Origin of the sequence: Maribacter sp. X9, assembly GCF_048537565.1 — a bacterium.
Taxonomy (GTDB): domain Bacteria; phylum Bacteroidota; class Bacteroidia; order Flavobacteriales; family Flavobacteriaceae; genus Maribacter.
The window spans coordinates 219,265-244,716 of sequence record NZ_CP183215.1 but is presented as its reverse complement, the minus strand read 5'-3'; the positions used below and the strand labels follow the sequence as shown (position 1 = coordinate 244,716).

Annotated in this window: 22 protein-coding genes and 1 tRNA gene; 14 read left to right on the top strand and 9 right to left on the bottom strand. The window is 39.1% G+C overall.

All coding sequences use genetic code 11. The features are described 5' to 3' along the window. On the bottom strand, positions 1-1,584 hold the full coding sequence (locus tag ACNR9Q_RS01015) for a 4Fe-4S binding protein (protein WP_419212717.1): 1,584 nt from the start codon (positions 1,582-1,584) through the stop codon (positions 1-3). 29 nt (positions 1,585-1,613) lie between these two features. Continuing rightward, on the bottom strand, positions 1,614-2,960 hold the full coding sequence (locus tag ACNR9Q_RS01010) for an NAD(P)/FAD-dependent oxidoreductase (RefSeq protein WP_419212716.1): 1,347 nt from the start codon (positions 2,958-2,960) through the stop codon (positions 1,614-1,616). A gap of 228 nt (positions 2,961-3,188) precedes the next feature. On the opposite strand from ACNR9Q_RS01010, the gene ACNR9Q_RS01005 reads away from it, so the two are divergent. The 4 genes from ACNR9Q_RS01005 to ACNR9Q_RS00990 all read left to right on the top strand — a co-directional run bounded on the left by ACNR9Q_RS01005 (position 3,189) and on the right by ACNR9Q_RS00990 (position 6,096). Beyond that, complete coding sequence (locus ACNR9Q_RS01005; protein WP_419212715.1) at positions 3,189-3,902, top strand: DUF547 domain-containing protein; 714 nt, start codon at positions 3,189-3,191, stop codon at positions 3,900-3,902. A 136-nt stretch (positions 3,903-4,038) separates the two neighbouring features. After that, the gene (locus tag ACNR9Q_RS01000; RefSeq protein WP_419212714.1) at positions 4,039-4,467 is read left to right on the top strand and encodes a hypothetical protein; all 429 of its coding nucleotides are present in this window, start codon (positions 4,039-4,041) and stop codon (positions 4,465-4,467) included. Beyond that, entirely contained in the window at positions 4,436-4,861 is a 426-nt protein-coding gene (locus ACNR9Q_RS00995) for a glycoside hydrolase family 113 (protein WP_419212713.1), read from the top strand. The genes ACNR9Q_RS01000 and ACNR9Q_RS00995 overlap by 32 nt, the downstream gene beginning before the upstream one ends. 209 nt (positions 4,862-5,070) lie before the next feature. Beyond that, the gene (locus ACNR9Q_RS00990) at positions 5,071-6,096 is read left to right on the top strand and encodes an N-acetylmuramoyl-L-alanine amidase family protein (RefSeq protein WP_419212712.1); all 1,026 of its coding nucleotides are present in this window, start codon (positions 5,071-5,073) and stop codon (positions 6,094-6,096) included. A 164-nt stretch (positions 6,097-6,260) separates the two neighbouring features. On the opposite strand, the gene ACNR9Q_RS00985 is transcribed toward ACNR9Q_RS00990, so the two are convergent. The 4 genes from ACNR9Q_RS00985 to ACNR9Q_RS00970 all read right to left on the bottom strand — a co-directional run bounded on the left by ACNR9Q_RS00985 (position 6,261) and on the right by ACNR9Q_RS00970 (position 8,793). After that, positions 6,261-6,551 carry a glycosyltransferase gene (locus ACNR9Q_RS00985; RefSeq protein ID WP_419212711.1) on the bottom strand — a complete coding sequence of 97 codons (291 nt, stop codon included), beginning with the start codon at positions 6,549-6,551 and terminating at the stop codon, positions 6,261-6,263. 216 nt (positions 6,552-6,767) lie between these two features. Then, positions 6,768-7,583: a purine-nucleoside phosphorylase gene (locus tag ACNR9Q_RS00980; protein ID WP_419212710.1), complete on the bottom strand. Its 816-nt coding sequence runs from the start codon at positions 7,581-7,583 to the stop codon at positions 6,768-6,770. Further along, on the bottom strand, positions 7,580-8,251 hold the full coding sequence (locus tag ACNR9Q_RS00975) for a TIGR04282 family arsenosugar biosynthesis glycosyltransferase (RefSeq protein ID WP_419214234.1): 672 nt from the start codon (positions 8,249-8,251) through the stop codon (positions 7,580-7,582). The genes ACNR9Q_RS00980 and ACNR9Q_RS00975 overlap by 4 nt, the downstream gene beginning before the upstream one ends. A 35-nt stretch (positions 8,252-8,286) precedes the next feature. Then, a complete protein-coding gene (locus ACNR9Q_RS00970) occupies positions 8,287-8,793 on the bottom strand; it encodes a rhodanese-like domain-containing protein (RefSeq protein WP_419212709.1) in 507 nt (168 codons plus the stop codon). 54 nt (positions 8,794-8,847) lie between these two features. Between ACNR9Q_RS00970 and ACNR9Q_RS00965 the strand changes: the two genes are divergently transcribed. Continuing rightward, the gene (locus ACNR9Q_RS00965) at positions 8,848-10,428 is read left to right on the top strand and encodes a glycoside hydrolase family 32 protein (RefSeq protein WP_419212708.1); all 1,581 of its coding nucleotides are present in this window, start codon (positions 8,848-8,850) and stop codon (positions 10,426-10,428) included. A 167-nt stretch (positions 10,429-10,595) separates the two neighbouring features. Next, positions 10,596-11,399: a hypothetical protein gene (locus ACNR9Q_RS00960; RefSeq protein ID WP_419212707.1), complete on the top strand. Its 804-nt coding sequence runs from the start codon at positions 10,596-10,598 to the stop codon at positions 11,397-11,399. Positions 11,400-11,467: 68 nt separating this feature from the next. On the opposite strand, the gene ACNR9Q_RS00955 is transcribed toward ACNR9Q_RS00960, so the two are convergent. Continuing rightward, a tRNA-Phe gene (locus ACNR9Q_RS00955) sits at positions 11,468-11,540 on the bottom strand. Between the two features lie 100 nt (positions 11,541-11,640). Here ACNR9Q_RS00955 and ACNR9Q_RS00950 point away from each other — a divergent pair. The 6 genes from ACNR9Q_RS00950 (at position 11,641) to ACNR9Q_RS00925 (ending at position 19,388) form a co-directional block, all read left to right on the top strand. Continuing rightward, on the top strand, positions 11,641-12,369 hold the full coding sequence (locus tag ACNR9Q_RS00950; protein ID WP_419212706.1) for a type III pantothenate kinase: 729 nt from the start codon (positions 11,641-11,643) through the stop codon (positions 12,367-12,369). Beyond that, positions 12,370-13,653 carry a hypothetical protein gene (locus ACNR9Q_RS00945; RefSeq protein WP_419212705.1) on the top strand — a complete coding sequence of 428 codons (1,284 nt, stop codon included), beginning with the start codon at positions 12,370-12,372 and terminating at the stop codon, positions 13,651-13,653. A gap of 39 nt (positions 13,654-13,692) precedes the next feature. Then, positions 13,693-15,066 (top strand): tetratricopeptide repeat protein, encoded by a 1,374-nt coding sequence (locus ACNR9Q_RS00940; protein WP_419212704.1) that lies wholly within the window; start codon positions 13,693-13,695, stop codon positions 15,064-15,066. A gap of 5 nt (positions 15,067-15,071) precedes the next feature. Beyond that, a complete protein-coding gene (lptC, locus tag ACNR9Q_RS00935; protein ID WP_419212703.1) occupies positions 15,072-15,674 on the top strand; it encodes an LPS export ABC transporter periplasmic protein LptC in 603 nt (200 codons plus the stop codon). Between the two features lie 258 nt (positions 15,675-15,932). Continuing rightward, entirely contained in the window at positions 15,933-17,159 is a 1,227-nt protein-coding gene (locus ACNR9Q_RS00930; RefSeq protein WP_419214233.1) for a hemolysin family protein, read from the top strand. A 111-nt stretch (positions 17,160-17,270) separates the two neighbouring features. Then, the gene (locus tag ACNR9Q_RS00925; protein WP_419212702.1) at positions 17,271-19,388 is read left to right on the top strand and encodes a SurA N-terminal domain-containing protein; all 2,118 of its coding nucleotides are present in this window, start codon (positions 17,271-17,273) and stop codon (positions 19,386-19,388) included. A 50-nt stretch (positions 19,389-19,438) separates the two neighbouring features. Here the strand turns inward: ACNR9Q_RS00925 and ACNR9Q_RS00920 are convergent, their stop codons facing one another. Both ACNR9Q_RS00920 and ACNR9Q_RS00915 read right to left on the bottom strand, forming a co-directional pair. Next, on the bottom strand, positions 19,439-20,350 hold the full coding sequence (locus ACNR9Q_RS00920) for a GYDIA family GHMP kinase (protein ID WP_419212701.1): 912 nt from the start codon (positions 20,348-20,350) through the stop codon (positions 19,439-19,441). Between the two features lie 3 nt (positions 20,351-20,353). Then, positions 20,354-21,670, bottom strand: a complete 1,317-nt coding sequence (locus ACNR9Q_RS00915) for a hydroxymethylglutaryl-CoA reductase, degradative (protein ID WP_419212700.1) — start codon at positions 21,668-21,670, stop codon at positions 20,354-20,356. A 205-nt stretch (positions 21,671-21,875) separates the two neighbouring features. Between ACNR9Q_RS00915 and ACNR9Q_RS00910 the strand changes: the two genes are divergently transcribed. Beyond that, on the top strand, positions 21,876-24,041 hold the full coding sequence (locus tag ACNR9Q_RS00910; RefSeq protein WP_419212699.1) for a S9 family peptidase: 2,166 nt from the start codon (positions 21,876-21,878) through the stop codon (positions 24,039-24,041). A 15-nt stretch (positions 24,042-24,056) separates the two neighbouring features. Further along, a complete protein-coding gene (locus tag ACNR9Q_RS00905) occupies positions 24,057-25,448 on the top strand; it encodes a peptide MFS transporter (RefSeq protein ID WP_419212698.1) in 1,392 nt (463 codons plus the stop codon). The last annotated feature ends 4 nt before the right edge of the window (positions 25,449-25,452 follow it).

Below are 25,452 nucleotides of genomic sequence, written 5' to 3'. Positions count from 1 at the left end.
CTACTTTTTATTTACGAGCTCCATCAGGTTAACATCGTTACCTAGCAGAACTTCTGTCGGATTGATACGCCCTTTTTCAGGACCGTTTTCCAATTTAAGTACGCCCCTTGGGCAAACAGCGGAACAAATACCGCAACCTACACAACTGGATCGCACAATGTTCTCCCCTTTTTGGGCATAGGCACGTACGTCGATTCCCATTTCACAATAGGTGGAGCAGTTTCCGCAAGAGATGCACTGCCCCCCATTCGTTGTGATCCTAAATTTGGAGAACATACGTTGTTGAAAACCCAAAATGGCCGCCATAGGGCATCCGAACCTACACCAAACCCGGTTGCCAAAGATCGGATAAAATCCGGTACCGATCACGCCCGAAAAGATACTACCGATCAAGAAGCTATAGGTAGATCGTAAGGTTTCAGCTTTAAAAATAAAAATGTTTCCGGTACCGCTAAAAAAGTGCATTCCCAACAGTACGGCTATAATCGTAAAATAGCCGATCGCCCCATATTGGGCATCTTTTTCCAATTCCTTTCTTTTATAGATCATCACCCAAACAAAAACTGCAGTGAGCAACACGGCAACACCGATTATAAATGAGGTTTTGGTCAGCCAGTATTTACTGCTGTCATTGCCCAAATACGAATAGATGACGGCGGTTGTCATTAAGGTTACAAAAACGACCACACTATGTACTACCCAACGTTCTACTTTCCAAGCAAATTTAGATTTGTCGCTTAATTGACGGAAGGAATCCCCGGCCGTTTCTGCCAACGCACCGCAGCCGCAAACCCAAGAACAATACCAACGTTTGCCATATTTATAGGTTAAAATTGGTGAAATCACAAAGATGGACAGGATGCCGAAAAATAGCATCGCCAAGCCTATATTGCCGGCATCGATAAAACCATTGATCCGGTAGCGTTCAAAATTGTAGTAGTTCAGGGGCCACATGTTTTTAAGGTCGTAATAGGGCAGGTCCCCATTCAAACGGGCCATGATTTCTGGAATAATGAAGGCGAAGGCGGTCTGAAAGAACATCACGCTCATGGTTCGCAATCGCTCATAACGATTGTGTCGGTATTTCCACATGAACTTGATGCCAAAGGCCAAAATGGCAACCGTATATAAGGTGCCATATACAAACCATTGACTGGCAGGATTGCCGCTCAGCGCTTTGCTCAAAGGGTCGAATAAGGCGATTAGACCTTTGTTCTCTCCATCTTTGACCAAGCCTAAATATTCAGGATAAAAATAAAGCACAATATAAAATCCGGTAAAAGCGATACCGGCCAACCAGCCTAAGACACCACGACTGGAAATGGACTTGAACCATACCCCATCATTTTTTATACCTTTCGGGGTATCGCCGTAAGCGGCCTTTGAAAACCATACGACACCCATAAATATAGCTAGCATTGCAACGGTTAGCCAAAGGGTGCTGTTCCCTAAATTCAGGTTGAAAAGTTGTAGCACGAGAATGCCTAAACCGGTCATGCCGATCAAAACGGCCAATTTTTGGCCCGTATTCAATGCTTTTGGTGGTTCGCCCGTGAGCGACATGCTTTTATCAAAATTACGCATACGTATTTTTTTAGTGTTTTGGTATTTGATTAGGCCATGCCTAATATACGTTTCCAACTTTTCTTTTTCGGACGGATGTTTTTGCCGAAATCCGTATTGTACTTGGCTACGATTTCTTGTTCGTAAACCGTATAGAACTCAGGGTCGAAATTCGCATCCTTTAAATATTCCATGACATGGTCTACGGTGCGTTTTTCGCTTAGCCATTGGTCAAAAAGCTCATGGCGCAACCGAATACCAAAAGTGTTTATGCCCAAAAATTGATGGGAATCTTTATGAAAAGCTATGGTGATGCATATTTTCTCTTTGGGGTGTCTCCAATGAAAATGCTGTTCGTCTTCGTCTTTATTTAGCTCACTGAACACCCATCCGTAGGTTTGGTATTCTACGTCCATGAACTTAGCAGAATTGAACCAATGCCCAGGATTATATTCCATAGGAGTACCACATAGGTTTTGTGCCAGAACTTCGGCCATCATACGACCTGTATACCATACCGCTTCTATAGGTCTTCTTTTACCTATGGCCTCGTACTGCTCGGCACAGTCCCCGATGGCATAGACATCCTTTACATTGGTTTCCAGCAACCGATTCACTTTAACACCTTTTCCCAATTCGATACCTGAACCTTTTAGGAAGTCTATATTTGGGGTGACACCAGCGGTTAATCCTACAACATTACATGCAATAGTGTCTCCTTTATCGGTCACAATGGCTTTAGCCCTGCCGTTTTCATCCGACAAAATTTCTTTCAGATTAGTGTTCAACCGCAAATCTATATGATGTTCCAGGATATGTTCATTGACCATGGCCGATTCCCCAGCCGGTAAAACCCCATTCCAAAAACTTTTTTCACGTACCAAAAAGGTAACGGGAATATCTCTTGACCGCAGCATTTCTGCCATTTCAATGCCAATGAGTCCGCCACCCACAATGACGGCTCGTTTACAAGTGTTATTGTTTGGTGCATTGGCTTCAAGTAGTTCGAGATCCTGTTTGGAGTAGAGACCTTGAACGCCTTTTAAGTCTTGTCCCGGCCAACCGAATTTATTAGGTTTGGAACCTGTGGCAATTACCAATTTGTCATAGGCAATCGTAGAACCGCCAAAAAGCTTCACACTTTTAGTGTTGGTCTCGACGGTTTCTACATAACCGTTCACCAAATCGATATTATTTTTCTTCCAAAATGAATTTTCGTAGGGTTGTGTATGTTCAAATTTCATGTGTCCCATGTACACGTACATGAGCGCGGTTCTTGAAAAGAAATAATCGGATTCGGCCGAGATTATGGTAATTTTTTTATCAGATAGCTTTCGTAAATGTCTGGCCAGGGTAACACCAGATATGCCATTGCCAATTATTACGATATGCTCCATACGATGGTGGGTTTTCAAAATTTGTCGAAACTAAAGATACTTACTTTACAATAGGTTGTTGAAAAGAGGCTATTTAGATTTGTTCTAAGGCCTTAAATTCCTTTTCCTAAATCAAACTAAGGTATTGTTTATTACGTATATTAAGATGGGTTCTAGGTTTTGAATGTAAATTATTGGTTAACAATGGGTAACATCGACCAAAATAAAGAAACTCTAAAACGGATTGATATGAAACATAAATTAATGTTCCTATTTCTTTTATTCGGAATTTTCAATGTTTCCTCACAAAAGAGCGATACCTATTTCAATGCGTTAGATGCTTTTTTTAAGGCCCATGTAAACGACGGTAAAGTTGATTATAAAGCGATAAAAGCAAATCCTATTGCGTTGACTAGGCTTATAGAAATGGCCAAGAATAATGAGGTTTCGATGAATACTCCTGATGAATACCAGGCGTTTTGGATCAATACTTATAATTTGTTGGTGATAAAGGGTGTTGTCGATAATTACCCATTACATTCCCCATTGGATGTGGATGGATTTTTTGATAAAAAGCAATATGAAGTAGGAGGTAAATCAATTACCTTAAATGGAATAGAAAATAATTTGTTACGGGCAAAATTCCCCAACGAACCTCGATTTCATTTTGTCTTGGTCTGTGCGGGTTTGGGCTGTCCACCCATAATTAACGAAGCCTACAGATCCAAAACCTTGGAGAATCAGTTAGAGCGGCAAACAGAAAAGGCATTGAACGATCCAAATTTTATACGGGTAGAAGGAGAAAACGTTAAGATCTCACAAATTTTTGAATGGTATAAAGGCGATTTTGAAAAAGGGGGAGGGATCGTTGAATTCATAAACAAATTCAGGAGATCGAAATTGCCCAGGGGGGCACAAATAGGCTATTACCCCTATGATTGGACCTTGAATGCATTAAAGTAGGAGGTCAACTTGTCAATATCTTTCGCAAATTTAGTTTTGTAGCAAATATGACTACGGAATATCTTCTCGATACCATGCGTTAAATAGTAGGGTGTTAAGATAGAGTCTCTAATGAAAAAATAGGAGTTCTGTTGCAGTGGGCCATTCATTTGTCATGTGCTGCGCAGACCCCAAAAAAATAAATGGTGTCAGTTTGGTAGCTTCTCGTAATGAAGTTGTTCAAGAGCAAATGGAAGCGGTAGTTCGTATTCATGCCAATAGTGCGGCGATTATGCCTTTTGGGTTTATTCATGAGGTGAATGATTTAAAAATCATTTTTGATAAAGATCGGCAGGGGTTTGGTGAGACTAGAGAGGGAACTAAGCAGTATATCGATATCCTTCACAAAAACGGTATGTCAGTCATGTTAAAACCACAAATCTGGATTCTCAAGGGTATTTTACCGGAACGCTTCAAATGGATAAGCGAGGCTGAATGGCAGCAATTAGAGCTATTTTACAGTGACTTCATGCAATTGACCGCGGACACTTCATGTGGATATTCTTTGTATCGGTACGGAACTTGAACCATTCGTGCAAAGCAGACCTGCCTACTGGAATAGACTCATAAAGCAGATACGTGGTACCTATAAAGGGAAATTGACCTATACCTCCAATTGGGAAGAATTTGATCGCGTACCGTTCTGGAAACAATTGGATTATATAGGTATCGATGCCTATTTCCCACTATCGGAAGCTCAAACACCAACAGCTGAAGAACTTATTGCGGGTTGGCAGCCATGGAAGACCAAAATTATCGACCTTTATACAGCTATGCAACAACCAGTTTTGTTTCCCGAGTTCGGGTATAGAAGTATGGATTATACCGTTAAAAAACCTCGGCTGGTAGATGGTAAAGAGGAACGGCCAAATATGGAATCACAAGCCAATTGTAAAAAGTCTGTTTTCTTAGAATTTTGAGTAGATAAATGGTTTTCAGTGGGTTATGTGTAGAAATGGTTCGTAGACCATTATAGGGCGGGTGCTGAAAATGATAACCGCTTTACACCGCAGAATAAGCCATCTTTAAAAATAATTAGCGAGAATTATAAAAAGTACAGTGAATAGTGTGAATTTTGTAGGCAATTACCCTTGTCTAAAAATGGCACAACCTTTGTTTTCGTTTACCCATGGTTAAGTATTTAGTTTTATTCCTATTCATTTTTCAAACCACAACTTCGCAGGATACGTTGAAAACCGTCAAAGCCGAGTTTGGCGACGGTATTCTTTCGCTTTTGCGTAAACAGGGCGTAAATCCCTATGATGTTCTTGAGGATTTTATAGCCATGAACAGTGATCAATTACGCGATAGTATCCATCTTGTTGCAGGAAAGTCTTATGTGATTCCCAAGGTTGCCTTAGATACGGTTGTCATTGTAGATTCCATTCAAAAACTGTCCAACGAAATTAAGGAACTCGAAAGTACTACCTACGCGATATTTGGGGAAAAGAACAAAACGGTCATCACTAAGAGTGAACGGTTGAAAGGAACGGTCTACTACCTGGTTTCAGGTCATGGAGGCCCGGATCCCGGGGCAATGGGAACGTATGCAGGCAAGGCAATTGCAGAAGATGAGTATGCCTATGATATTACCCTGCGCTTGGCACGCGAGTTGTTGGCACATGGGGCTTCGGTATATATCATCATTCAAGATGAAAATGATGGTATACGTGATGATTATGTTTTGGAAATAGACCATGATGAGGTTGCTTTAGGGGATAAGACCATTCCATTGAACCAAGTCGCCCGACTAAAACAGCGCGTAGAAATTGTGAATGATCTGTACAAGGAGAACAAGGGAAAATACCAGCGTTTAATCGTTACCCATGTAGATAGTAGAAGTGAGGGGCAGAATATAGACGTGTTTTTCTATCATCATGAAAAAAGCACTAACGGTAAAAAATTAGCTGAAAGTATTCACAAGACCTTTGAGGCCAACTATAAAAAGTATCAACCCAATAGAAATTATGCCGGTACTTTTGAAGATCGTACCTCACTTTATTTGGTAAAAAAGACACATCCTGCCATGACGTTTATCGAAATTGGAAACATTAGAAATGTAAAGGATCAACGAAGGATTTTAGATCCGGATAACCGCCAAGCATTGGCCAAATGGATTTCTGAAGGGGTTTTGTTGGATTATGAGGAAAAATAGAAGTTTTTACAGCGTAATGGGCTTTTTGTAATAATGATATAAGGTTTCTGGCTTGGCTCCTACATATATGTTTAAAGTGAATCATGGCAAAGTGCCATTGAAGTTTTACCATTCTTAGTTCTTCATACATTCTTGCCGATGTGGTGATGGTAGAAATGATAATTTTAAAATCTTTTACTTATAAAAAGCGATTGGTCGCCACCACGGCAGATTTGATGGTTGATCTTAGTGTGCCAGCTGAAGAATTTTAGAAAGGTACCGGTGCTATTGAACCGCATTCTAAAATAGCCGACTTCATTCTCCCCTTCAATCTCTTTTAAAATGGACAGGTCGAAATTTTTGGGAGGTAGTGTGTCCACATGCAAAAAATACAGGATTTCACCCGTTGCTTTTCTTGCCCCAAGATTCAATTGACCCGGTCCTTCCCGTATTGCCGGAAATAACGTTTTCCTCAAGTTCTGGGCGATATACGGGGTTCGATTCACGCTTCCGCCATCAATAACTAAAATTCCCTTAATTTAATCGGAGCCAGAATTTTTGGAAATGCTTAGCAGCACTTCATGAATATAAGGTACCTCGTTAAGTACAGGGATGATGATGATTATTCGCGGTAATCGACAACCCATGACACTGGATGTACGTTCTTACGGAAGTAAAGGAGTTCAGCAATCTTACAATTGTTTTATCAATTCCTGGAAAAGCTTAACCATTTTAGGTTCCGTTTTTTCTGCAATAGCAATGATTTCCCCGATATCTACAGGTTTAAGATCATTCGGGTCACATTCATCCGTCAATACCGACACTGCCACAACAGGAAGGGATAAATGGTTCGCTACGATCACTTCGGGTACAGTACTCATGCCTACCGCGTCTGCCCCAAGAATTTTCAGCATTCTATATTCCGCTTTCGTTTCGAGTTGAGGCCCTACGACTGAGGCATACACCCCCGTTTTTACTGAAATATCATTCGCTTTGGCAATGGACATCAGTTTGCTGCGCATATCCACATCATAAGGTTCTGACATGTCGGCAAAACGTTCGCCGAACTGACCGACATTTTTGAATGCTAAAGGCGAACCGCCCTGTAAGTTGATATGGTCTTCGATCAACATCATATCGCCTTTTTTAAAGTCGAGGTTTATAGCTCCTGCGGCATTGGAGATGAAAAGTTTTTTAATACCCAGCATGTGCATCACGCGTATGGGGTAGGTAATGTCTAAAAAGTCATATCCTTCATATAAATGAAAGCGACCTTGCATGACGACCACTTTTTTATCGGAAATGGATCCATAGACCAATTTCCCAGAGTGGAACTCTACCGTCGCCAATGGAAAAAATGGAATATGGTTATAGTGGGCATCTACGGGGTCTTCAATTTTATCGACCAATTTGCCTAAGCCCGTACCTAGTACGATCCCTATTTCTGGCTTGTCAAAACCTTTGTTTTTAAGGTAGGCTACAGATTCTTCTAATTGACTTTGTATCATGAATTCATATGTTTTAAAAAGGGTTTGAAGGCTTCTACTTCTTTTATATCCTCATAATAATCTACATCGTTTCTGGTTTGCATCAGGGCTACTTTTTCATCGCACAGGTCGGTTAACGTATCGTTTAAAACACTTTTTGTTCCCCAATCTTTGTTCTTGAACAGTTTAGGGGTGTATTTTTTCATTCCTAGCAAATAATAACCACCATCCTCAGCAGGCCCAACGACAAAATCGTTCTTATCCAGTGTTTTAAAGGCCTCTTCCAAATCATCTTGCGAGAGATCGTACATGTCGCTGCCAATGATAATGATTTTTTCAAATCCGTTTTCGAATCCGGTCAGGAAGCCATTCGCCATACGTTCCCCTAAACCGGAACCTTGTTGCAGCTTTTTGCCAAATTTGGAATTGTCCCAAATATCGTTTTCCCAGATTTCTTCGGAATAATATACCATTTTTTCGGCATAGAGATTCTTCGTGATTTTTACGGTATGGTGCAACAAAAACTGGTAGATGTCCAATGCTGCTTGGTCTCCAACGGTGGCTGCCAAGCGTCTTTTTCCCTTTCCTAATTCGGGATTTCGGGTAAAAATAAGTAATAAATTTTTTGAACTGGCCAATGTGAAATCAATGACCTTTTCATCTCGCTCTTCTCTATTGTTCAGTAGTATTCCCAACGTAATAATTTATTTTTTCGATCTCCTAACTAATATACCTTTACTCCTTTTCGCAATAGTTTCCCCCAATGTTTATTAAAGGCATGAACACTATCGGTAGGCATTCCGTTACCATTATACACTTCTCCCCCTTGATTTTTCCATTGAAAAATTCCACCATAAAGGTTAAGTACTTTTTCATAGCCAAGCGACTTCAATTTTTCCCCAATGTTCTCTGAACGCACCCCGATGGAGCAATAAACAATGATGGCCTGTGATTTATCTGGAATCTCTCGTAGTGCTTGCGCTACATCAAAATCTTTATACCCAACCCATAGGGCATCTTTCAAATGGCTAACATCAAATTCCTCTTTTTCACGCGTGTCTAAATAAAGAATAGAATCTGGCATCGGTAAATTCTCTGGATAAATGTAAGGAACCGATTCTTTGTTCCATGTTCTTAAAGCACGGTCTAAACCGCTTTGTGCGCACACAACCATTGGAATGGCAATGAAAAATAAGAAACTAAAAATTAGTCTATTTTTGATAGATTTCATACCTGTAAAGGTAGTATTTTTAGTGTCCAAGGGCGTAGAGATAAAAGTGAATATATGGTTAAAAGGTTAGGTAAAATAGGCATCGGTATCCTAGTCGTTGCTTTGGCGTTTTTTAGTTTTGGTTGTGAACGGCAAAACAAAAAAGAAAATAAAGAAACAAGTAAGTCGACCTTGTCCTCATATACGGAACCTTATAGGCCACAGTTTCATTTTTCTCCGGAAGAAAAGTGGATGAACGACCCGAACGGACTCGTTTATCACAACGGAACCTACCACTTATTTTATCAATATTATCCAGATAGTACGGTTTGGGGACCCATGCATTGGGGCCATGCGGTAAGTGAAGATTTGGTAAAGTGGCAACATAAGCCCATTGCCCTTTTTCCGGACAAGAATGGTTTTATTTTTTCGGGCAGTGCCGTGGTCGATACGAAGAATACTTCCGGCTTTGGAACAGATACAACTCCCCCGATGGTCGCGATATTCACATATCATGACATGGAAGGCGAGCAAGCTGGGAAAACCGACTTTCAGACTCAGGGTATTGCGTATAGTTTGGATAACGGGGATAGTTGGTCCAAATATGAGGATAATCCTGTGATCAAGAATCCAGGAATAAAGGATTTTAGGGATCCCAAGGTTTTTTGGAACGAAAAGGAACAGCTTTGGTCGATGCTCTTAGTAGCGGGGGACCATCTGCAAATATGGAATTCTGAAAACCTTAAAGAATGGAAAAAAGTAAGTGAGTTCGGAAAGGACAAAGGATCGCATGGCGGCGTTTGGGAATGTCCCGATATGTTCCCCTTGAAAATTGAAGGAACAGAGGAGGTGAAGTGGGTGTTGTTGATCAGTATTAATCCCGGTGCCCCGAACGGGGGTAGCGGAACCCAATATTTTATCGGTGATTTTGATGGAACGACCTTTACCACCGAACAAATAGAAAATAAATGGATCGATTTAGGAAGGGATAATTATGCTGGGGTCACCTATAATAACACACCAAACAACGAACGTATTTTTATAGGTTGGATGAGCAATTGGGATTATGCCCGTGAAACCCCGACCCAAAAATGGCGTAGTGCCATGACGGTTCCCCGAAATTTGAGTTTGAAGAGCACCAATGGTGTTTTAGAATTGTACAACTACCCCATACCCCAACTGAAGGAAATTATTGATGAAGCCTATCCTGAAAATGCCTTTGAGCTCAAAGAAAATCAGAAGAAAATAATTGCCCTTAAATATGGTAATCAATCTGAAATAACATTTACGGTAAACAACCCGAATATGAAAATTCTCTTTAGTAACGAAACAGGGGACAGTTTAGATATTACGTTTGACCGGTATAATAAAAGGGTCACTTTTGATAGGGCAAAATCGGGTAAGACCGATTTCAGTGAAAAATTTGCGGAAGGAATTCAGCAAATACCGTTGACCAATCTACCGGAAGACCCCATTGAAATACGGATGCTTTTAGACCACTCTTCGATAGAATTGTTCATTAATAAAGGGCAATATGTATTAACGAATCAGGTATTCCCAAATGCCGATTATACAGAATGTACCATTGAAAATAACTCGGATAAGCCAGTAAACATCGATGATTTTACAGAAAGAAAGGTGCAGCGAATTTGGTGATTATTGTGGTTTGAGATTTCTAAGCTTAGGTTCATTTTAGCAAATGATACTCGGCCTTTACAAAACTAAAGTTATAATGGCATAATTTAACTAGTAGTGTTTTTGCGATATTTATTGTTATTTGAATTGTAGTTAGATAAACGTGAAAATTAGAAATAATATGAGAAATGGAAGATTCTAAAGAGGAGACTGTCGAAGATAAAATCAAAAGGCTAACAGGTAATACCAAAAAACAAAGGTTGCTATTAATTTCGGTTGTCCTTTTAATATTACTTACGCCAATTATTTTTACTCAACTCCCTCCCATATTTGATTTTACAGAAACTGGAAATATTGGTGATACGATTGGAGGTATTACAGCACCATTTATTAATCTTTTAGCAGCTTTTTTAGTTTACAGGTCTTTTACAGCACAAATAGCAGCTAATATTCAACAAAAGGAAGATTTTGACAAGCAGATAGCAGAAATTAGACTTGATAGGCGTGCAGAATATTTGAAAGGTTTGTTTGATGAAATCGAAAGAAATTTTGAAATCACTGAAGGGAGAGCTCCAAAAACGGGAAGTTGGGTAATGTTTTTGAGAACAAAACTTAGTGAAGCAATTTACGCAAAGTCCATAGCGGGTAGTATAAATATAAACGATGACTATCGTAAACGATTAGAAAAGTTAATTAAGAATCCGCTTCTTGAAATCGAAAGAAACTTTGAAATTTTAATACTTCTAGTTGATGAATTATTCGCAGAAAGAAATAAAAATCTTTATGAAGAGAACAATTTGGAAATATGGTATCAACATAGACTTTCAACTCTAATGAAAAAATATCATTATTTAGGATTTAATGATGGAATAATGCCTCTTTATTCAGAATTGGAGATGAATGAGTTAGATAATTATGACCGAGATATCATTTTAAGAATTTTTGATATGCACGCAAATATTATACAAAAAGCTAAGTTGAGGTCATATTAAAAAAAATCTGTACAATAACCGTACAACTAAAAACAAAAAAATCCTTACTGTTAAGTAAGGATTTTTTGTGGTGCCTCCAGGAATCGAACCAGGGACACATGGATTTTCAGTCCATTGCTCTACCAACTGAGCTAAGGCACCATATCGCCGTAAGCGGCTGCAAATATAATTTCAATTTTAGGATATACAAACTAAATCAGAAAAAAAGCGGAATGTTTTTTTAATTTATAATCTTTGCAGTATGAATTTGATCATTGATGCCGGTAATACACGTATAAAACTGGCGGTATTTAAGCAAAAGGAAATTATCTATCAAGCTACTGTGGGTCAGGAGGCCTTTGTGGAATCTATCAAGCAAGTATTTCAAGAATTCCCTAATATAAAAGATGCCATAGTCTCTAGTGTTGGTTCGCTTTCAAGGGAACAAATAAATGTCGTTGCGGTTTTTTGCAAGCTACATGAGCTTTCGCATGCGTCTAAAGTTCCATTTAAAAATTCATATGCCTCGCCGCAAACGCTAGGGGTAGACCGTTTGGCATTGGTAACGGCCGCTTATTACCATAATCCGCATCATAATCATTTAGTGGTCGATGCAGGAACCTGCATAACCTACGATATAATCAATGACTTTGATGAATATTTAGGAGGTGCCATTTCTCCTGGAGTTCAAATGCGTTATAATGCCATGCATCATGAAACGGCAAAATTGCCCCTTTTGAAGGGGAAGGATCTTTTAGATTTTATAGGTAATACTACAGAGAACTGTATGCATAGCGGTGTTATTAATGGAATAACGCTTGAATTGGACGGGGTCATCAATCAATATAAGCAGCGTTTTAAAGATTTAACAGTTATTTTAACAGGGGGCGATGCCCAATTTTTGTCTAAACGGGTAAAAAATACCATATTTGCGGATTCCAAATTTCTCCTGAAAGGGCTTAATTATTTGCTGGAATACAACAAGCACTAAATGATCAAAAAAATTGTAATTACAATTGTATACATGGCCGCCTTTGGTCTGTACGCTCAAGACGCTACGTTATCTCCCTATTCTTTTTTTGGAATTGGTGATCTAAAGAACGCGGCCACAGTAGAAAATCAAATGATGGGGGGCATTGGTGTTTATGCAGATAGTATCCATGTCAATCTAAAAAACCCAGCGGCTTATGGTGAATTAGGATTGGATGCCATGAACAAGGTAGGTCTTGTAACCTACACCGCAGGGGTATCTCATAAGCAATATCAATTAAAAAGTTTTACGGAAGAGCAGAAAAGTTCGATAACCAGTTTAGATTACCTGGCCTTGGGCTTTAGTTTAGGAAAAGGCTTGGGGATGGGTTTTGGTATTATGCCCTATTCAAGTGTTGGGTATAATTTGGTTGATGAAAGAACCAATGCAAATGGACCGTTGGTCAATATCTATTCTGGAGAAGGCGGGTTGAACCGGGCTTTTTATTCCGTTGGGTATGAGGTGTGGAAAGATATTAGCATAGGCGCGACCATTAACTTCAATTTTGGGACAATGGATAGTGAGCGTTTGCAGCAAATAGAAGGAATTCAATTTGGTACTTTCGATAGGCGTAGTTCTAGAATTAGTGGGGTAGATTTTAACTATGCCTTAAACTATAGGCCTATTATAAAAGATAAATATAGATTGCATTCTTCCATACGGGTAAATACTCAAGGCAATTTAGCTTCCGAAAATAATCGAAAAATAGGTTCCTTCTCTATTGCTACCCGTGGTAATATTGAGGAACTGAATGTTAATCTGGCGGCGCAAAACCTTAAGAATACCGAATTGAAAATTCCGACCACAACTACTTTGGGGTTAGGGTACGGTGAAGATTTAAAATGGTTTGTTGGTGCCGAATATAGTTTTCAAGGAATGGGCTCATTTGAGAATTCTTTTCTTGGAGCTGATAATGTACGTTACCAAGATGCAAGTTCTTATGCTTTTGGTGGTTTTATTACACCGAACTATAGTTCGTTCTCAAGTTACTTTAAACGAATCACTTACCGTGCAGGATTACGGTTGGATAAGACGGGAATGATAGTGAATGATGTTGATATAAATAATTTTGGCATAACTTTTGGATTAGGGTTACCACTGGGTGGTTATTCCAATCTTAATTTAGGTTTTGAAATGGGAAGAAGGGGAACCACTCGGGCGAATCTGGTAGAAGAGAGTTATTTTAAAATTAATGTAGGGCTTTCTCTGAACGATCGTTGGTTCTTGAAAAGGAAAATCAATTAATTAAAATTTAGTACATTAACCACTTTAAAAATAGAAAACATGAAAACGAAACTTTACTTCACGGCAATTATGTTCCTTGGAATGATGGGGGTAAGTAATGCGCAGGCGCAGAATCCTGAATGTATGACGAATCTGTCTATATTTTCCGAACATGCAAAAGTTAAAAATTATGATGCGGCCTATGAGCCTTGGAAAATGGTTTACACCAATTGTCCTCAATTGAATAATGCCATTTATGTCTATGGAGAGCGTATTCTAAAAGACAAAGTTGAAAAGACTACAGGTGCGGACAAAGAAAAGTACGCTAATGAACTAATAGGGCTTTACGATAATAAAATGAAGCATTTCGCTTCTAAAACGAATTACGCCGAAACCGAAGTTGATAAGGCCTTGGTTTTATATGACAACAAAATGGCGGACGATGCCAAAATGTATCAAATATTGAATGATGCCTTCAATAAGGACCAAGAGAACTTTACCAATCCAAAAGCACTTTATATCTATTTTTCAAGTTTGGTCGATTTGCACAATGCCGGTAAAAAAGATTTACAGGAAGTGTTTGATGTGTACGATGCGGTAACTGAAAAAATTGAAACCGAGAACGAGAAGATTACGGATCAAATAGCAAAATTATTACCGAAAGAAGAGGCCGGTACATTGACTTCAAAAGAAAAGTCACGTTTAAAGTCGTATAATTCATATTCTGAAGTGTACGGTAAAATTGCCGGAAGTATCGACTCTAAATTAGGTCCTTTGGCCGATTGTGGTAATTTGGTTCCGTTGTACGAAAAGAGTTTCGAAGAGAAAAAAGGAGATGTTGTTTGGGTAAAGAGAGCGGTAGGTTTAATGTTCAACAAAGAATGTACCGATGATCCTTTGTTTCAAAAATTGTTCGAAGCACAATTGGCTTTAGATCCTTCGGCTAGTGCTTATGTTTACGGTGGTACTTTGAAAATGAAGAATGGCGATACCCAAGGGGCCTTGAGTGATTTCGATAAGGCATTATCTTTGGAAACAGATAATACCAAAAAATCGAATATTGCATATAAGGTTGCGACCATAAATAAAAGAAAAGGAAGTAAATCTACAGCGCGTAACTACGCTCAAAAGGCAATTGATTTCAACCCGGCGAATGGTAGGGCTTACTTGTTGATTGCTAATTTGTACGCAACCAGCGCAAATGATTGTGGAGAGACGCCTTTTGAAAAAAGAGCGATTTATTGGAAAGCTGCAGATATGGCAAGACAAGCGGGAAGAGTGGATCCTTCTTTGAGTGGTTCTGCTAGTCAATCTGCCGCAAGTTACCAAGCGAAAGCACCTAGTAAAGAAATGATCTTTAGCTCTGGTATGGCCGGTAAAACGGTTTCGTTTTCCTGCTGGGTAGGCGGTAGTATTAAGGTACCTTCGTTATAGTTGAAATGAAACAATTAGTTAATTATAGAGGCATTGCCATGGTATGTACCATGGCAATGCTTTTTTTAGCTTGTACAGATAACTATAAAAGGGTCGGTGATGAGGCGGCAAAAAAGGTGTTTCCACAAGGAGTCGCGGAGGATGTTGTGCTAACCTATACCGAATCTGTGGAGAAATTAGGTAGCGAAGATACGGGCTCTTCCAAAGTTCTTGCAGTATTGTCAGGCCCTACCAACTATGATTTTGAACAACTTTCATTTCCATATCGAACCTTCCCAGAGGGTTTGTTGCTTGAGTTGTTCAACGAAAAAAATGAACGGACTACCATAGAAGCTGACTATGGGGTATTGTATTCGTTAACTTCCATCGTAGATTTGCGGGGTAATGTCATTATAAAAAGCGATGACGGCAAAAAATTAGAAACCCCACAACTGTATTATGACCGTGCTAATGAATGGGCGTTTACACAAGAAAAGTTTACGTTTACCAATCCCGAGGATGGTACTGTAATGGATGGTGAAGGAATGGATATTCAAAAAGACCTTAAATTTTTGAATGCACATAAGACCTATGGTTTAATGTTAATTAAAGAAGATAAAGATGATTAGTGTTTTGAGGTATACAGAATACCTATATGTGATAGTAGCAGGGTTTTCTATTTATAGGATTTTCACAGATTGGCATACCGATCGAAGTATGGCCTATATGTTCATATTTTTTGCGATAGTGTCAATTGGTATGTTCCTTTTCAGGAGAAATTATCGAAAAAAGTTTGAACAACGCGAACGGGATAATAAAAACAAATAGTGGGTACAGCGGGTATTATCATTATTCTTTCATTAATTTTTTCAGCTTTTTTCTCCGGAATGGAGATTGCCTTTATTTCAGCGAACAAAATTCATATTGAAATAGAAAAAAAGCAGGACGGCTTTTTGGCCATGGTCCTAACCAAGTTGACCAAAAAGCCCTCTAAGTTTATAGCCACGATGTTGATCGGTAATAACATTGCATTGGTTATTTATGGTCTTTTTATGGGAGAGATCCTTATGAACTGGTTTACGGCAATGATGCCTCAAAATGAGGTTCTAAAGGTTTTGATTACCGATTTTAGTTTGGTGACCCAAACTATCCTCTCGACCCTTATCATTTTAGTTACCGCAGAGTTTTTGCCAAAAGTGATGTTTCAAATTTATGCGAATAGCCTGTTGAAGCTATTGGCAATTCCAGCGTTCTTGTTCTATATTTTATTTTCCTTTATTTCTGATTTTATTATCTGGATTTCAGATTTAATCCTAAAATATGTTTTCCGTACTTCTGGTGATGAGGTTCAATTGGCCTTCAGTAAATTAGAATTAGGCGACTATATTACCGAACAAATGGAAACGGTGGAAGAGGAAGATGAAGTTGATACCGAGATTCAGATTTTTCAGAATGCATTAGAATTCGCAGCGGTTAAAGCAAGAGAGGTAATGGTTCCCAGAACAGAGATCGAAGCCGTTGAAATGCACGAAACCCCAAAAAATCTAGCAAAACTTTTTACGGAAACTGGGTATTCGAAAATTTTGGTATTCAATGATACGGTCGATAATGTTATTGGATACGTCCATTCCTATGAGTTGTTCAAGAAACCTAAAACTATAAAAAGCATATTATTGCCAGTTGAATTTGTGCCTGAAACTATGTTGATACAGGATATCCTCAATGTGCTTATTAAAAAAAGGAAAAGTATTGCGGTTGTATTGGATGAATACGGAGGTACATCTGGCCTGATTACGGTCGAGGATATTGTTGAGGAACTTTTTGGGGAAATAGAAGATGAGCACGATACCACTGATTTAAGGGAAGAACAGGTAGATGAGCACCATTTTCTTTTCTCGGCACGTTTAGAGGTTGATTATATCAATGAGAGTTACAAATTAGCCCTTCCGGTATCCGATGAATATGAAACTTTGGGCGGACTATTGGTGCATACATTGGGGGAGATTCCAGAGAAGGATGTGGAGCTTACGATAGAACTTTATAAGTTTACGATTTTAGAAGTGTCGAACACCAAAATTGATTTGGTTTCCATAGAACTTTTGGAGGATGAATAACCGTGCATCAATCAATAAATTAGGTGTCTTTTTAGTTTTTATTATTTCAATTAAAAATGGTAGTTTTGCCTCCCGATAACCACTGAGGATTATTTTAAACGTTAAATTAGAATGGCAGTATTAGAAAATATAAGGAAACGTACTACGGTCTTGATCCTAATAATAGGATTGGCGCTTTTTGCATTTGTAATTTCAGGTGTTTTTACCAGTAGTAAATTTGGAGGCGAAAAAGTAGGGTCGTCCGTAGCCGAAATTAATGGTGAGGATATTTCTATCGATGAATTTAGACAAGAAGTCGAGAACACTTCTAGGAGAATGGGTCCGACTACATCTTCAATGCAAGTGGTCAACCAAGTGTGGGAGAACAAAGTAAGAAAGACGATTCTAGGTGAACAGTTTGAGGACTTGGGCATTGGTATTGAGCAAGATCAAATCGTTGATTTTTTACGAACAACGGGGTATGCCCAGAATCCTGAATTTCAAGATGAGAACGGGCAGTTTGATCCTAATCGTTTTAGACAAACCGTTGCTGATTGGAAAGTGAACAATCCTCCACAGTATGAAGCATGGTTACAAACCGAGAATGAGATTATTCAACTTGCGAAGGAGCAGACTTATTTCGACATGGTGAAAGCCGGTGTAGGTGCAACCTTGAAAGAAGGGGAGTTGGATTATAAATTGGCCAACGAAAAAATGGATATCAAGTATGTACGAGTTCCTTACACTTCTATTCCAGACAGTACGATCACCGTTACTAAGAGTGAGATAGCAGACTACGTTAACGATCATAAAGAAGAGTACAAACAAGAACCTGCACGCGATTTGCAATATGTTTACTTTGAGGAAAAGCCGTCCGAAGCTGACGATTCGGCCATTAAAGAGGCGATTACCAAACTTTTGGATGACACAGTAGAATACAACTCGCAAACAGACCGTAACGATACCATAAAAGGCTTCAGAAATACAAGGGATGTGGAAGTTTTCCTAGACCGTAATTCTGACACGAAATTCGATACCATTTTTAAGGCTAAAAAAGATTTGCCTTCCAGTGTGGCCGATACCTTAATGAGTTTAAATGTGGGGGAGATTTACGGACCTTACAAGGACGGTGGATCCTACAAGATTTCTAAAATGATGGACAGAAAACCAAACGGTTCTGTAAAGGCAAGTCACATTTTGTTATCTTATGAAGGTGCGACAAGGGCAAATCCTGATGTCACAAGAACAAAGGAGGAAGCAGAGGCTAAGGCAAAAGAATTATTGAAAGAAGCTAAAAAATCTGGTGTTGTATTCTCTGAATTGGCAAGGGATAATTCTGATGGGCCTTCTGCACCAAACGGGGGAGATTTAGGCTACTTCCAAAGAGGAGTAATGGTGCCGAAGTTCAATGATTTTGCATTTAATAACAACGTTGGTACTATTGGCTTGGTCGAAACCGATTTTGGTTTTCACGTAATCAAAATAGATGATAAAGAAGATGTGGTTCAAATTGCTACGATGTCAAGGGAAATCCTTCCGTCCGAAGAAACGATCAATACGTTGTTCACCAATGCCACAAAATTTGAAATGGAAACCACTGCTGATGAAAGCGCCTTTTCAGAGTTGGCAAAGAAAGAAGAATATGTAGTTCGCCCAGTTAACAAAATAAAGGCCTTGGACGAGAATTTACCAGGACTTTCAAATCAAAGAAACATTGTTCAATGGGCATTCAACGATGATACAGAAGTGGGTGATATTAAAAGGTTCAATATAAATAACGGCTATGCCATAGTTCAATTGACCGGAACATATGCCGCAGGAGTGATGAGTCCTGAAGATGCATCTGTATTGGTATTACCGATCCTTAGAAAAGAACGTAAAGCGGCGCAGATTATATCGGCCAACAAAGGCAAGGATATGGATGCGATTGCAAAGGATAATAGCGTAACCGTTTCAACGGCATCGGCACTTACTGTTAAATCTCCTACTATTCCAGGGGCTGGTAGTGAACCAGTAGTCGTAGGAACGGCTTATGGACTTTCACAGGGAGCAACTTCTGGTTTAATAGAAGGAAATACGGGAGTTTTTAAAATTGAGCTTGTAAAGAAAACAGAGGCTCCAAAACTTGATAATTATAGCACGTATGCGAATACCTTAAAAAATAATGCGGCAAATAGGGTTAATAGCGCTGTCTATAATGCCTTGAAAGATGCCGCAAAAATTGAAGATAAAAGAGCCACGTTCTATTAATTGAAATTTGGTGATAGAAAATAAAAAGGTGCCCAAATAGGGCGCCTTTTTTATTTTATCATTTCAGCGTAAGTAAGAATGGTCGAATATCCTTTCTCTTTGAAATACCCCATGGCATCTGTAGTTCCAACCGTTAAAATAAAGTCACCGCCCCAAGCCCCCAAACTTTTAATAGTGCCTCGGTAATCGTTGAAAAGAGTTTCTTTACTGGTGGGTATGTTTAGGGTTTCTGAAATAATATGTTCGTGTAAACTCAACAGAATTTCAAATTCGCTGAGTTCGGTACAATTTAAAATGCGTTCGGTAACAGCATCGATTCTTGCAATAAGATTTTTTTTGTCGATGTCTAGATTTCGATATGCTTCAATGGCATCTCGGCTATTCTTTTTTTGATTGAGGTATACGAAAAATAACCGATCTGAAAAACGTGGATGAAAATCCACTTGGCGCACCATCGGTTTATATCTGTTGCTACGGTATAGAATGGGGCTGTTATGGCGCGCGCAGGCAATATCATAACCGCTACCACCAAACGTTGCCGTCAAAAGCTGATACGGATTAACGTCTGCCCAGACCGCAACGTTCGCAATTAAAGTTGAGGAAGAACCCAACCCCCAATTTCTTGGAAATGTAAGTTTCGCTTCAATGGAATTAAATGTATCAGTGAGTGATAAAAAGGAGGGGTTTAACCTTTTCGCCTCTCTTAAGATCTGCGCCAAACGACTGGAAACATCAGCATCAGAAGTGGTAATTATTTTCAAATCAACCTTTGAAAATTTTGCGCAAAACCAAGTTTCTCCCTTTTCATCTAAACTAACCCAATCCAAAGTTTTGGATGCTGTATTCTTAATCGTTAAAAATTGTCCGAATTTTGTGGGTAATGCCAATGCTTTGGCTCCATCTAAAATGGCATATTCTCCGGTCAGTAATAATTTTCCGTTACTATAGAATTCATTTTTCATGATCTATTTTCTTAACGTCTGTAATTGGAGTTCTACTTCGTGATGGGTGATGGTATTCGTTTTAAAATATGCGACTAAGATATCTTTCTCGATTTCCGAGGCCCCTAGTTGGTTCAAGATATTGAGTAAATGCATTTTCATATGCCCTTTTTGTATTCCCGTAGTGACCAATGAACTCACTGCCGCAAAATTTTGTGCGAGTCCGGCAACTGCAATAATCTGCATCAACTCCTCCGCCGAGGGATTTTGCAAGATTTCTAAATTAAGTTTCACTAGAGGATGTAGATTTGTAAGTCCGCCGACCGTTCCCAATGCCAAAGGAAGCTCAATTGAAAATGTGAAAATTCCGTGGTCGATTTTAGCATGGGTCAAACTGCTGTAGGTACCATTTTTGGCAGCATAAGCATGTATGCCGGCTTCTACGGCCCTAAAATCATTACCGGTGGCCAAGACAACCGCATCGACTCCGTTCATGATGCCTTTGTTATGTGTAACGGCCCTATAGGGTTCGATTTGGGCAATTTTCACGGCTTGAATTATTTTCTCAGCCGTGTGTTGGGGGGTAAGTTCCGGCGTTAATTTCAGTTCCTCGATAGGACAGCTCACCTCGGCTCTAACAGTACAATTGGGAACATAATTGGATAAAATACTCATGATTACCTCAATGTCCTTTTCCTGTGCGGTAAAATCACCATATTTAGTTGCTTCCGCTTTTAGCGTAGTTGCAAACTGCTCCAAACAGCTGTTGATGAAATTTGCCCCCATTGCATTTTTAGTTTCAAAAGTGGCGTGCAACTGATAGTAGTTTGCGAGTTTTTCAGTTTTATTCTTTAAAATTATATCTGTAATTCCCCCACCTCTTTTTTCCATGCTTGATGTAAGTGAAGCACTATCTGCCAAAAGTTTTGGTTTTAGGAAAGTGAAAAACGATTTCAGTTTTTTATAATTACCCATATAAAGAAAATGCACCTGTCCTATTTTTTCGGTGCCTAAAACTTGTGCTTTGAAGCCCCCACGCTTTAGCCAAAACTTGGCTGCCTTGCTTGCCGCGGCAACGACAGAGCTTTCTTCGATTGCCATGGGGATCGCCACTAATTTTCCGTTTATGAGGAAATTTGGGGCAATGCCTAAAGGAAGGTATAGATTTGTAAGTGTATTTTCTATAAACTCATCATGTAATTGTTGTAAGCTGCTGTTGGTGTTCCAATAGGTCTTGATTATTTTTTTTGCCTGCGTTTTGTTTTGGCAATAGTGGGAGGCTACCCAGTCTATTTTTTCTTCCTTGTTAAGTTTTGAAAAACCGCTTATTGGCTCAATCATTTAGGTACGACTTTCTTCTAAAGGTTGATTTTATCTCTTGACGTATTTTCCTTCTTCGTCAATTTTTGCAAGTAAATATAAGCATATTGACATGAATTCATCAGGGATTGCCAAAGCGTTAAAACTGGGTTCTTTTTCTTTGCAAACCGTGTTTTTTTAAGGAAATAGTGGTAAACTTGAGAGTTTTAACAAAATTATACTTTTTATGAAAAAAACTTGCTTGTTGGTCCTGATCACATTCACTTTTCAGGTACTTACCTGGGCACAGGAAAAACAAATTACTGTTGAAGATATTTATAAAGGTGCGTTTAGAACCGAAGGGATGGATGTGCTACGCTCTATGAACAGTGGAAAGCAATATACCGTGCTTAATTTCGACAGTTCCAATCAGGTATCGTCCATAGACAAATATGATTATAAGACCTTGAATAAAATAGGAACGATCCTAACTTCAAAAGAATTAGAAAACATCCCTTATTTTTCATCATATACTTTCAGTGAAGATGAAAAAAAGATTTTACTTTCCACTGAAGTCGAGTCCATATTTAGACGATCCACTTTGGGAATTTTTTATGTGTACGACATTGATTCTAAAAATCTAATAAAAATCAGTGATGCTAAAATTCAAGAACCTATGTTGTCTCCCAATGGATCACAAGTAGCTTATGTAAGGGATAACAATCTGTATCTATTCGAATTAGAATCCAAGGAAACAAAACAAGTAACCGTTGATGGGGTCAAAAATAAGATTATCAACGGGGTGACCGATTGGGTCTATGAGGAAGAATTCGCTTTTGTACGTGCTTTTGAATGGAATGCCGATGGAACCAAAATTGCTTTCCTTCGTTTTGACGAAACCGATGTACCAGAATTTTCTATGGATATTTATGGCACAGGTCTTTATCAACAACCTTATGTTTTTAAGTATCCAAAAGCTGGAGAAAATAATTCTGTGGTTACGTTGCACATAATGGATGTAGCCAGTGGTGAGATCTCGGCTATCGATCTAGGAGGTGCTTATTATATACCGCGGATCAAGTGGAAGCATCAGAACCATAAGTTGAGCGTACAGACCCTCAATAGGCATCAGAACCATTTGATAGTGCACACTGTTGATGCCAACACAGGAGAGGTATCGATATTATTGGAAGAAAAAGACGATGCCTACGTTGATGTAACCGACAACCTCACCTTTTTGAAAGATGATAGTTTCATTTGGACCAGTGAGCAAGATGGGTGGAACCATATTTACCTATATAATAAGGAGGGTAAACTTGTGAACCAGGTGACCACCGGTGAATGGGAGGTAACCGATTATTATGGATATGACCAGAAAAAGGATAAAATATATTATCAGTCTACCGAAAATGGGTCGATAAACCGGGGGGTCTATAATATAGATAGTAGTGGGAAAAATAAAAAGGCCTTAGCGGTTGAAAAGGGAACTAACAGGGCTTCTTTCAGTATGGATTTCACCTATTTCATAAACACTTTCTCAAGTGCAGAAACTCCTCCAGTATATACCCTACATCAAGCTATAAACGGAAAAAAAATAAAGGATATAAAGGATAATCAAGAATTGTCCGATAAATTAAAAGGGTACGAGATTAGTCCCAAAGAGTTTTCTACAATTACTGTCAACGGTAATGATCTCAATATGTATATGATCAAACCAAAGGATTTTGACCCTTCTAAAAAGTATCCGCTTTTAATGTATCAATATAGTGGTCCGGGTTCTCAAAATGTATCCAATAGTTGGCTGGGGGCAAATGATTATTGGCATGAGATGCTAGTTTCAGAAGGGTATATTATTGCCTGTGTAGATGGTAGGGGAACAGGATTTAAAGGTAGCGACTTTAAAAAGGTGACCTATTTGAACTTGGTAAAATACGAAACTGAAGACCAGATTGCCGCGGCTAAAAAATTGAGTGAACTAGATTATATTGATGAGGAAAGAACGGGCATTTGGGGTTGGAGTTTTGGAGGCCACATGGCTACCAATTGCATTTTAAAGGGTAATGATGTTTTTGAAACTTCGATAGCCGTTGCGCCCGTTACCTCTTGGCGTTTCTATGACACTATTTATACAGAACGATTTATGCGAACTCCAGAAGAAAATCCTAGTGGATATGACGATAATTCCCCGTTTAATTATCCCGAATTATTAGAAGGAAAATTTTTACTGATTCATGGTTCTGGTGATGATAACGTTCATGTGCAGAATACCATGCGTATGATAGAAGCATTGGTACAGGCCAATAAACAGTTTGATTGGGGTATTTACCCCGATAAAAACCATGGTATCTATGGAGGCAATACCAGAATTCACTTGTTTACCAAAATGACCAATTTTATAAAAGAAAACCTTTAACCAAAAAAAGATTCTATGACTTCAGTTGTTAAACCAGCACATACCAAGCAATTATTCGGACATCCGGTAGGCCTTTATATCTTGTTCTTTACAGAAATGTGGGAACGCTTTTCCTATTATGGCATGCGTGCTTTGTTCACTTTGTTTTTGGTAGCAGAGACCACGTCAAGTAATGCAGGCTTTGGCTGGACGAACGATGAGGCCTTGGCGTTGTACGGCTGGTACACCATGTTGGTTTACCTATCATCCGTACCAGGTGGTTGGATTGCTGATAAGTTATTGGGCCAGAAGAAAACGGTGATGCTGGGTGGGGTGTTATTATGTATCGGTCACGCCATTCTTGCCTTAAACTCCGAAACTACGTTTTATATAGGGTGTTTTTTCATTATTCTAGGAGTTGGCTGTTTAAAGCCTAATATATCTTCTATGGTCGGGGGCTTATATAAGCAAAAGGATGAACGTAGGGACCTTGGTTTTTATATTTTTTATATGGGCATCAACATTGGGGGCTTTTTGGCTCCTATAATTTGTGGATATGTTGGGGAGAATATCAGTTGGCATTACGGGTTTGGCCTAGCGGCCATTGGTATGTTTTTCGGACAGGCTGTTTATATATGGGGTCAGAAGTATTTAACACATGTCGGTAATCTAATCAGTAGGAAAAATGAAAAGGACCGAGAATTATTGGATCGTCCGTTGTCGAAAATCGAGAAAGACCGTATTAAGGTTTTATTGATTTCATTTTTATTGATCATTCTTTTTTGGGCAGCTTTTGAACAGGCCGGGGGACTAATGAACCTCTATGCTTCTCAAAAAACGGATCGTAGCTTTTTCGGTCTTTTTGAAATTCCAGCTTCGGTATTTCAATCTGTCAATTCCTTTTTTATCATTACACTTGCTACAGCAGTAGGGGCATTTTGGTTAAAATGGCGAAAAAAAGGGAAAGAATCTTCCTCGATGTTTAAAATAGCAGTTGGTTTAATTATTATGGCGCTTGGTTTTGGTTTTATGAGCGCGGCCTCATTGCAATATGAGGCAAATGGATCATCGGCAATGTACTGGTTGATTTTAGCTTATCTGCTTCATACGATTGGTGAGTTATGTGCTTCACCTGTATCCCTTTCCTATATTACTAAATTGGCTCCGTTGAAATATGCATCCATCATTATGGGGCTTTATTGGGCGGCAACGGGTTTAGGGAATAAAGTGGCGGGCTTAATAGGTCAGGCATCGCAAGAACTGGGTGAATTTGAAATATTTACAGGCATAGCGGTGATATGGTCATTAATAGGTGTTTTAGTAATCGTAATGCTCAAGCCATTGAAGCGTTTAGCACATGGGGCAGAAGATGGTGAATCTAAAATTTCTGATGAGGAAGCCGAAGATTTTGAATTGGCCGATCATTAATCAA

Excerpts from the sequence above, each read along its gene's own strand:
- ACNR9Q_RS01015 (WP_419212717.1), bottom strand. The coding sequence starts at position 1,584 with ATGCGTAATTTTGATAAAAGCATGTCGCTCACGGGCGAACCACCAAAA.
- ACNR9Q_RS01010 (WP_419212716.1), bottom strand. The coding sequence starts at position 2,960 with ATGGAGCATATCGTAATAATTGGCAATGGCATATCTGGTGTTACCCTG.
- ACNR9Q_RS01005 (WP_419212715.1), top strand. The coding sequence starts at position 3,189 with ATGAAACATAAATTAATGTTCCTATTTCTTTTATTCGGAATTTTCAAT.
- ACNR9Q_RS00990 (WP_419212712.1), top strand. The coding sequence starts at position 5,071 with ATGGTTAAGTATTTAGTTTTATTCCTATTCATTTTTCAAACCACAACT.
- ACNR9Q_RS00980 (WP_419212710.1), bottom strand. The coding sequence starts at position 7,583 with ATGATACAAAGTCAATTAGAAGAATCTGTAGCCTACCTTAAAAACAAA.
- ACNR9Q_RS00970 (WP_419212709.1), bottom strand. The coding sequence starts at position 8,793 with ATGAAATCTATCAAAAATAGACTAATTTTTAGTTTCTTATTTTTCATT.
- ACNR9Q_RS00965 (WP_419212708.1), top strand. The coding sequence starts at position 8,848 with ATGGTTAAAAGGTTAGGTAAAATAGGCATCGGTATCCTAGTCGTTGCT.
- ACNR9Q_RS00960 (WP_419212707.1), top strand. The coding sequence starts at position 10,596 with ATGGAAGATTCTAAAGAGGAGACTGTCGAAGATAAAATCAAAAGGCTA.
- ACNR9Q_RS00950 (WP_419212706.1), top strand. The coding sequence starts at position 11,641 with ATGAATTTGATCATTGATGCCGGTAATACACGTATAAAACTGGCGGTA.
- ACNR9Q_RS00945 (WP_419212705.1), top strand. The coding sequence starts at position 12,370 with ATGATCAAAAAAATTGTAATTACAATTGTATACATGGCCGCCTTTGGT.
- ACNR9Q_RS00940 (WP_419212704.1), top strand. The coding sequence starts at position 13,693 with ATGAAAACGAAACTTTACTTCACGGCAATTATGTTCCTTGGAATGATG.
- lptC (WP_419212703.1), top strand. The coding sequence starts at position 15,072 with ATGAAACAATTAGTTAATTATAGAGGCATTGCCATGGTATGTACCATG.
- ACNR9Q_RS00930 (WP_419214233.1), top strand. The coding sequence starts at position 15,933 with ATGGAGATTGCCTTTATTTCAGCGAACAAAATTCATATTGAAATAGAA.
- ACNR9Q_RS00925 (WP_419212702.1), top strand. The coding sequence starts at position 17,271 with ATGGCAGTATTAGAAAATATAAGGAAACGTACTACGGTCTTGATCCTA.
- ACNR9Q_RS00920 (WP_419212701.1), bottom strand. The coding sequence starts at position 20,350 with ATGAAAAATGAATTCTATAGTAACGGAAAATTATTACTGACCGGAGAA.
- ACNR9Q_RS00915 (WP_419212700.1), bottom strand. The coding sequence starts at position 21,670 with ATGATTGAGCCAATAAGCGGTTTTTCAAAACTTAACAAGGAAGAAAAA.
- ACNR9Q_RS00910 (WP_419212699.1), top strand. The coding sequence starts at position 21,876 with ATGAAAAAAACTTGCTTGTTGGTCCTGATCACATTCACTTTTCAGGTA.
- ACNR9Q_RS00905 (WP_419212698.1), top strand. The coding sequence starts at position 24,057 with ATGACTTCAGTTGTTAAACCAGCACATACCAAGCAATTATTCGGACAT.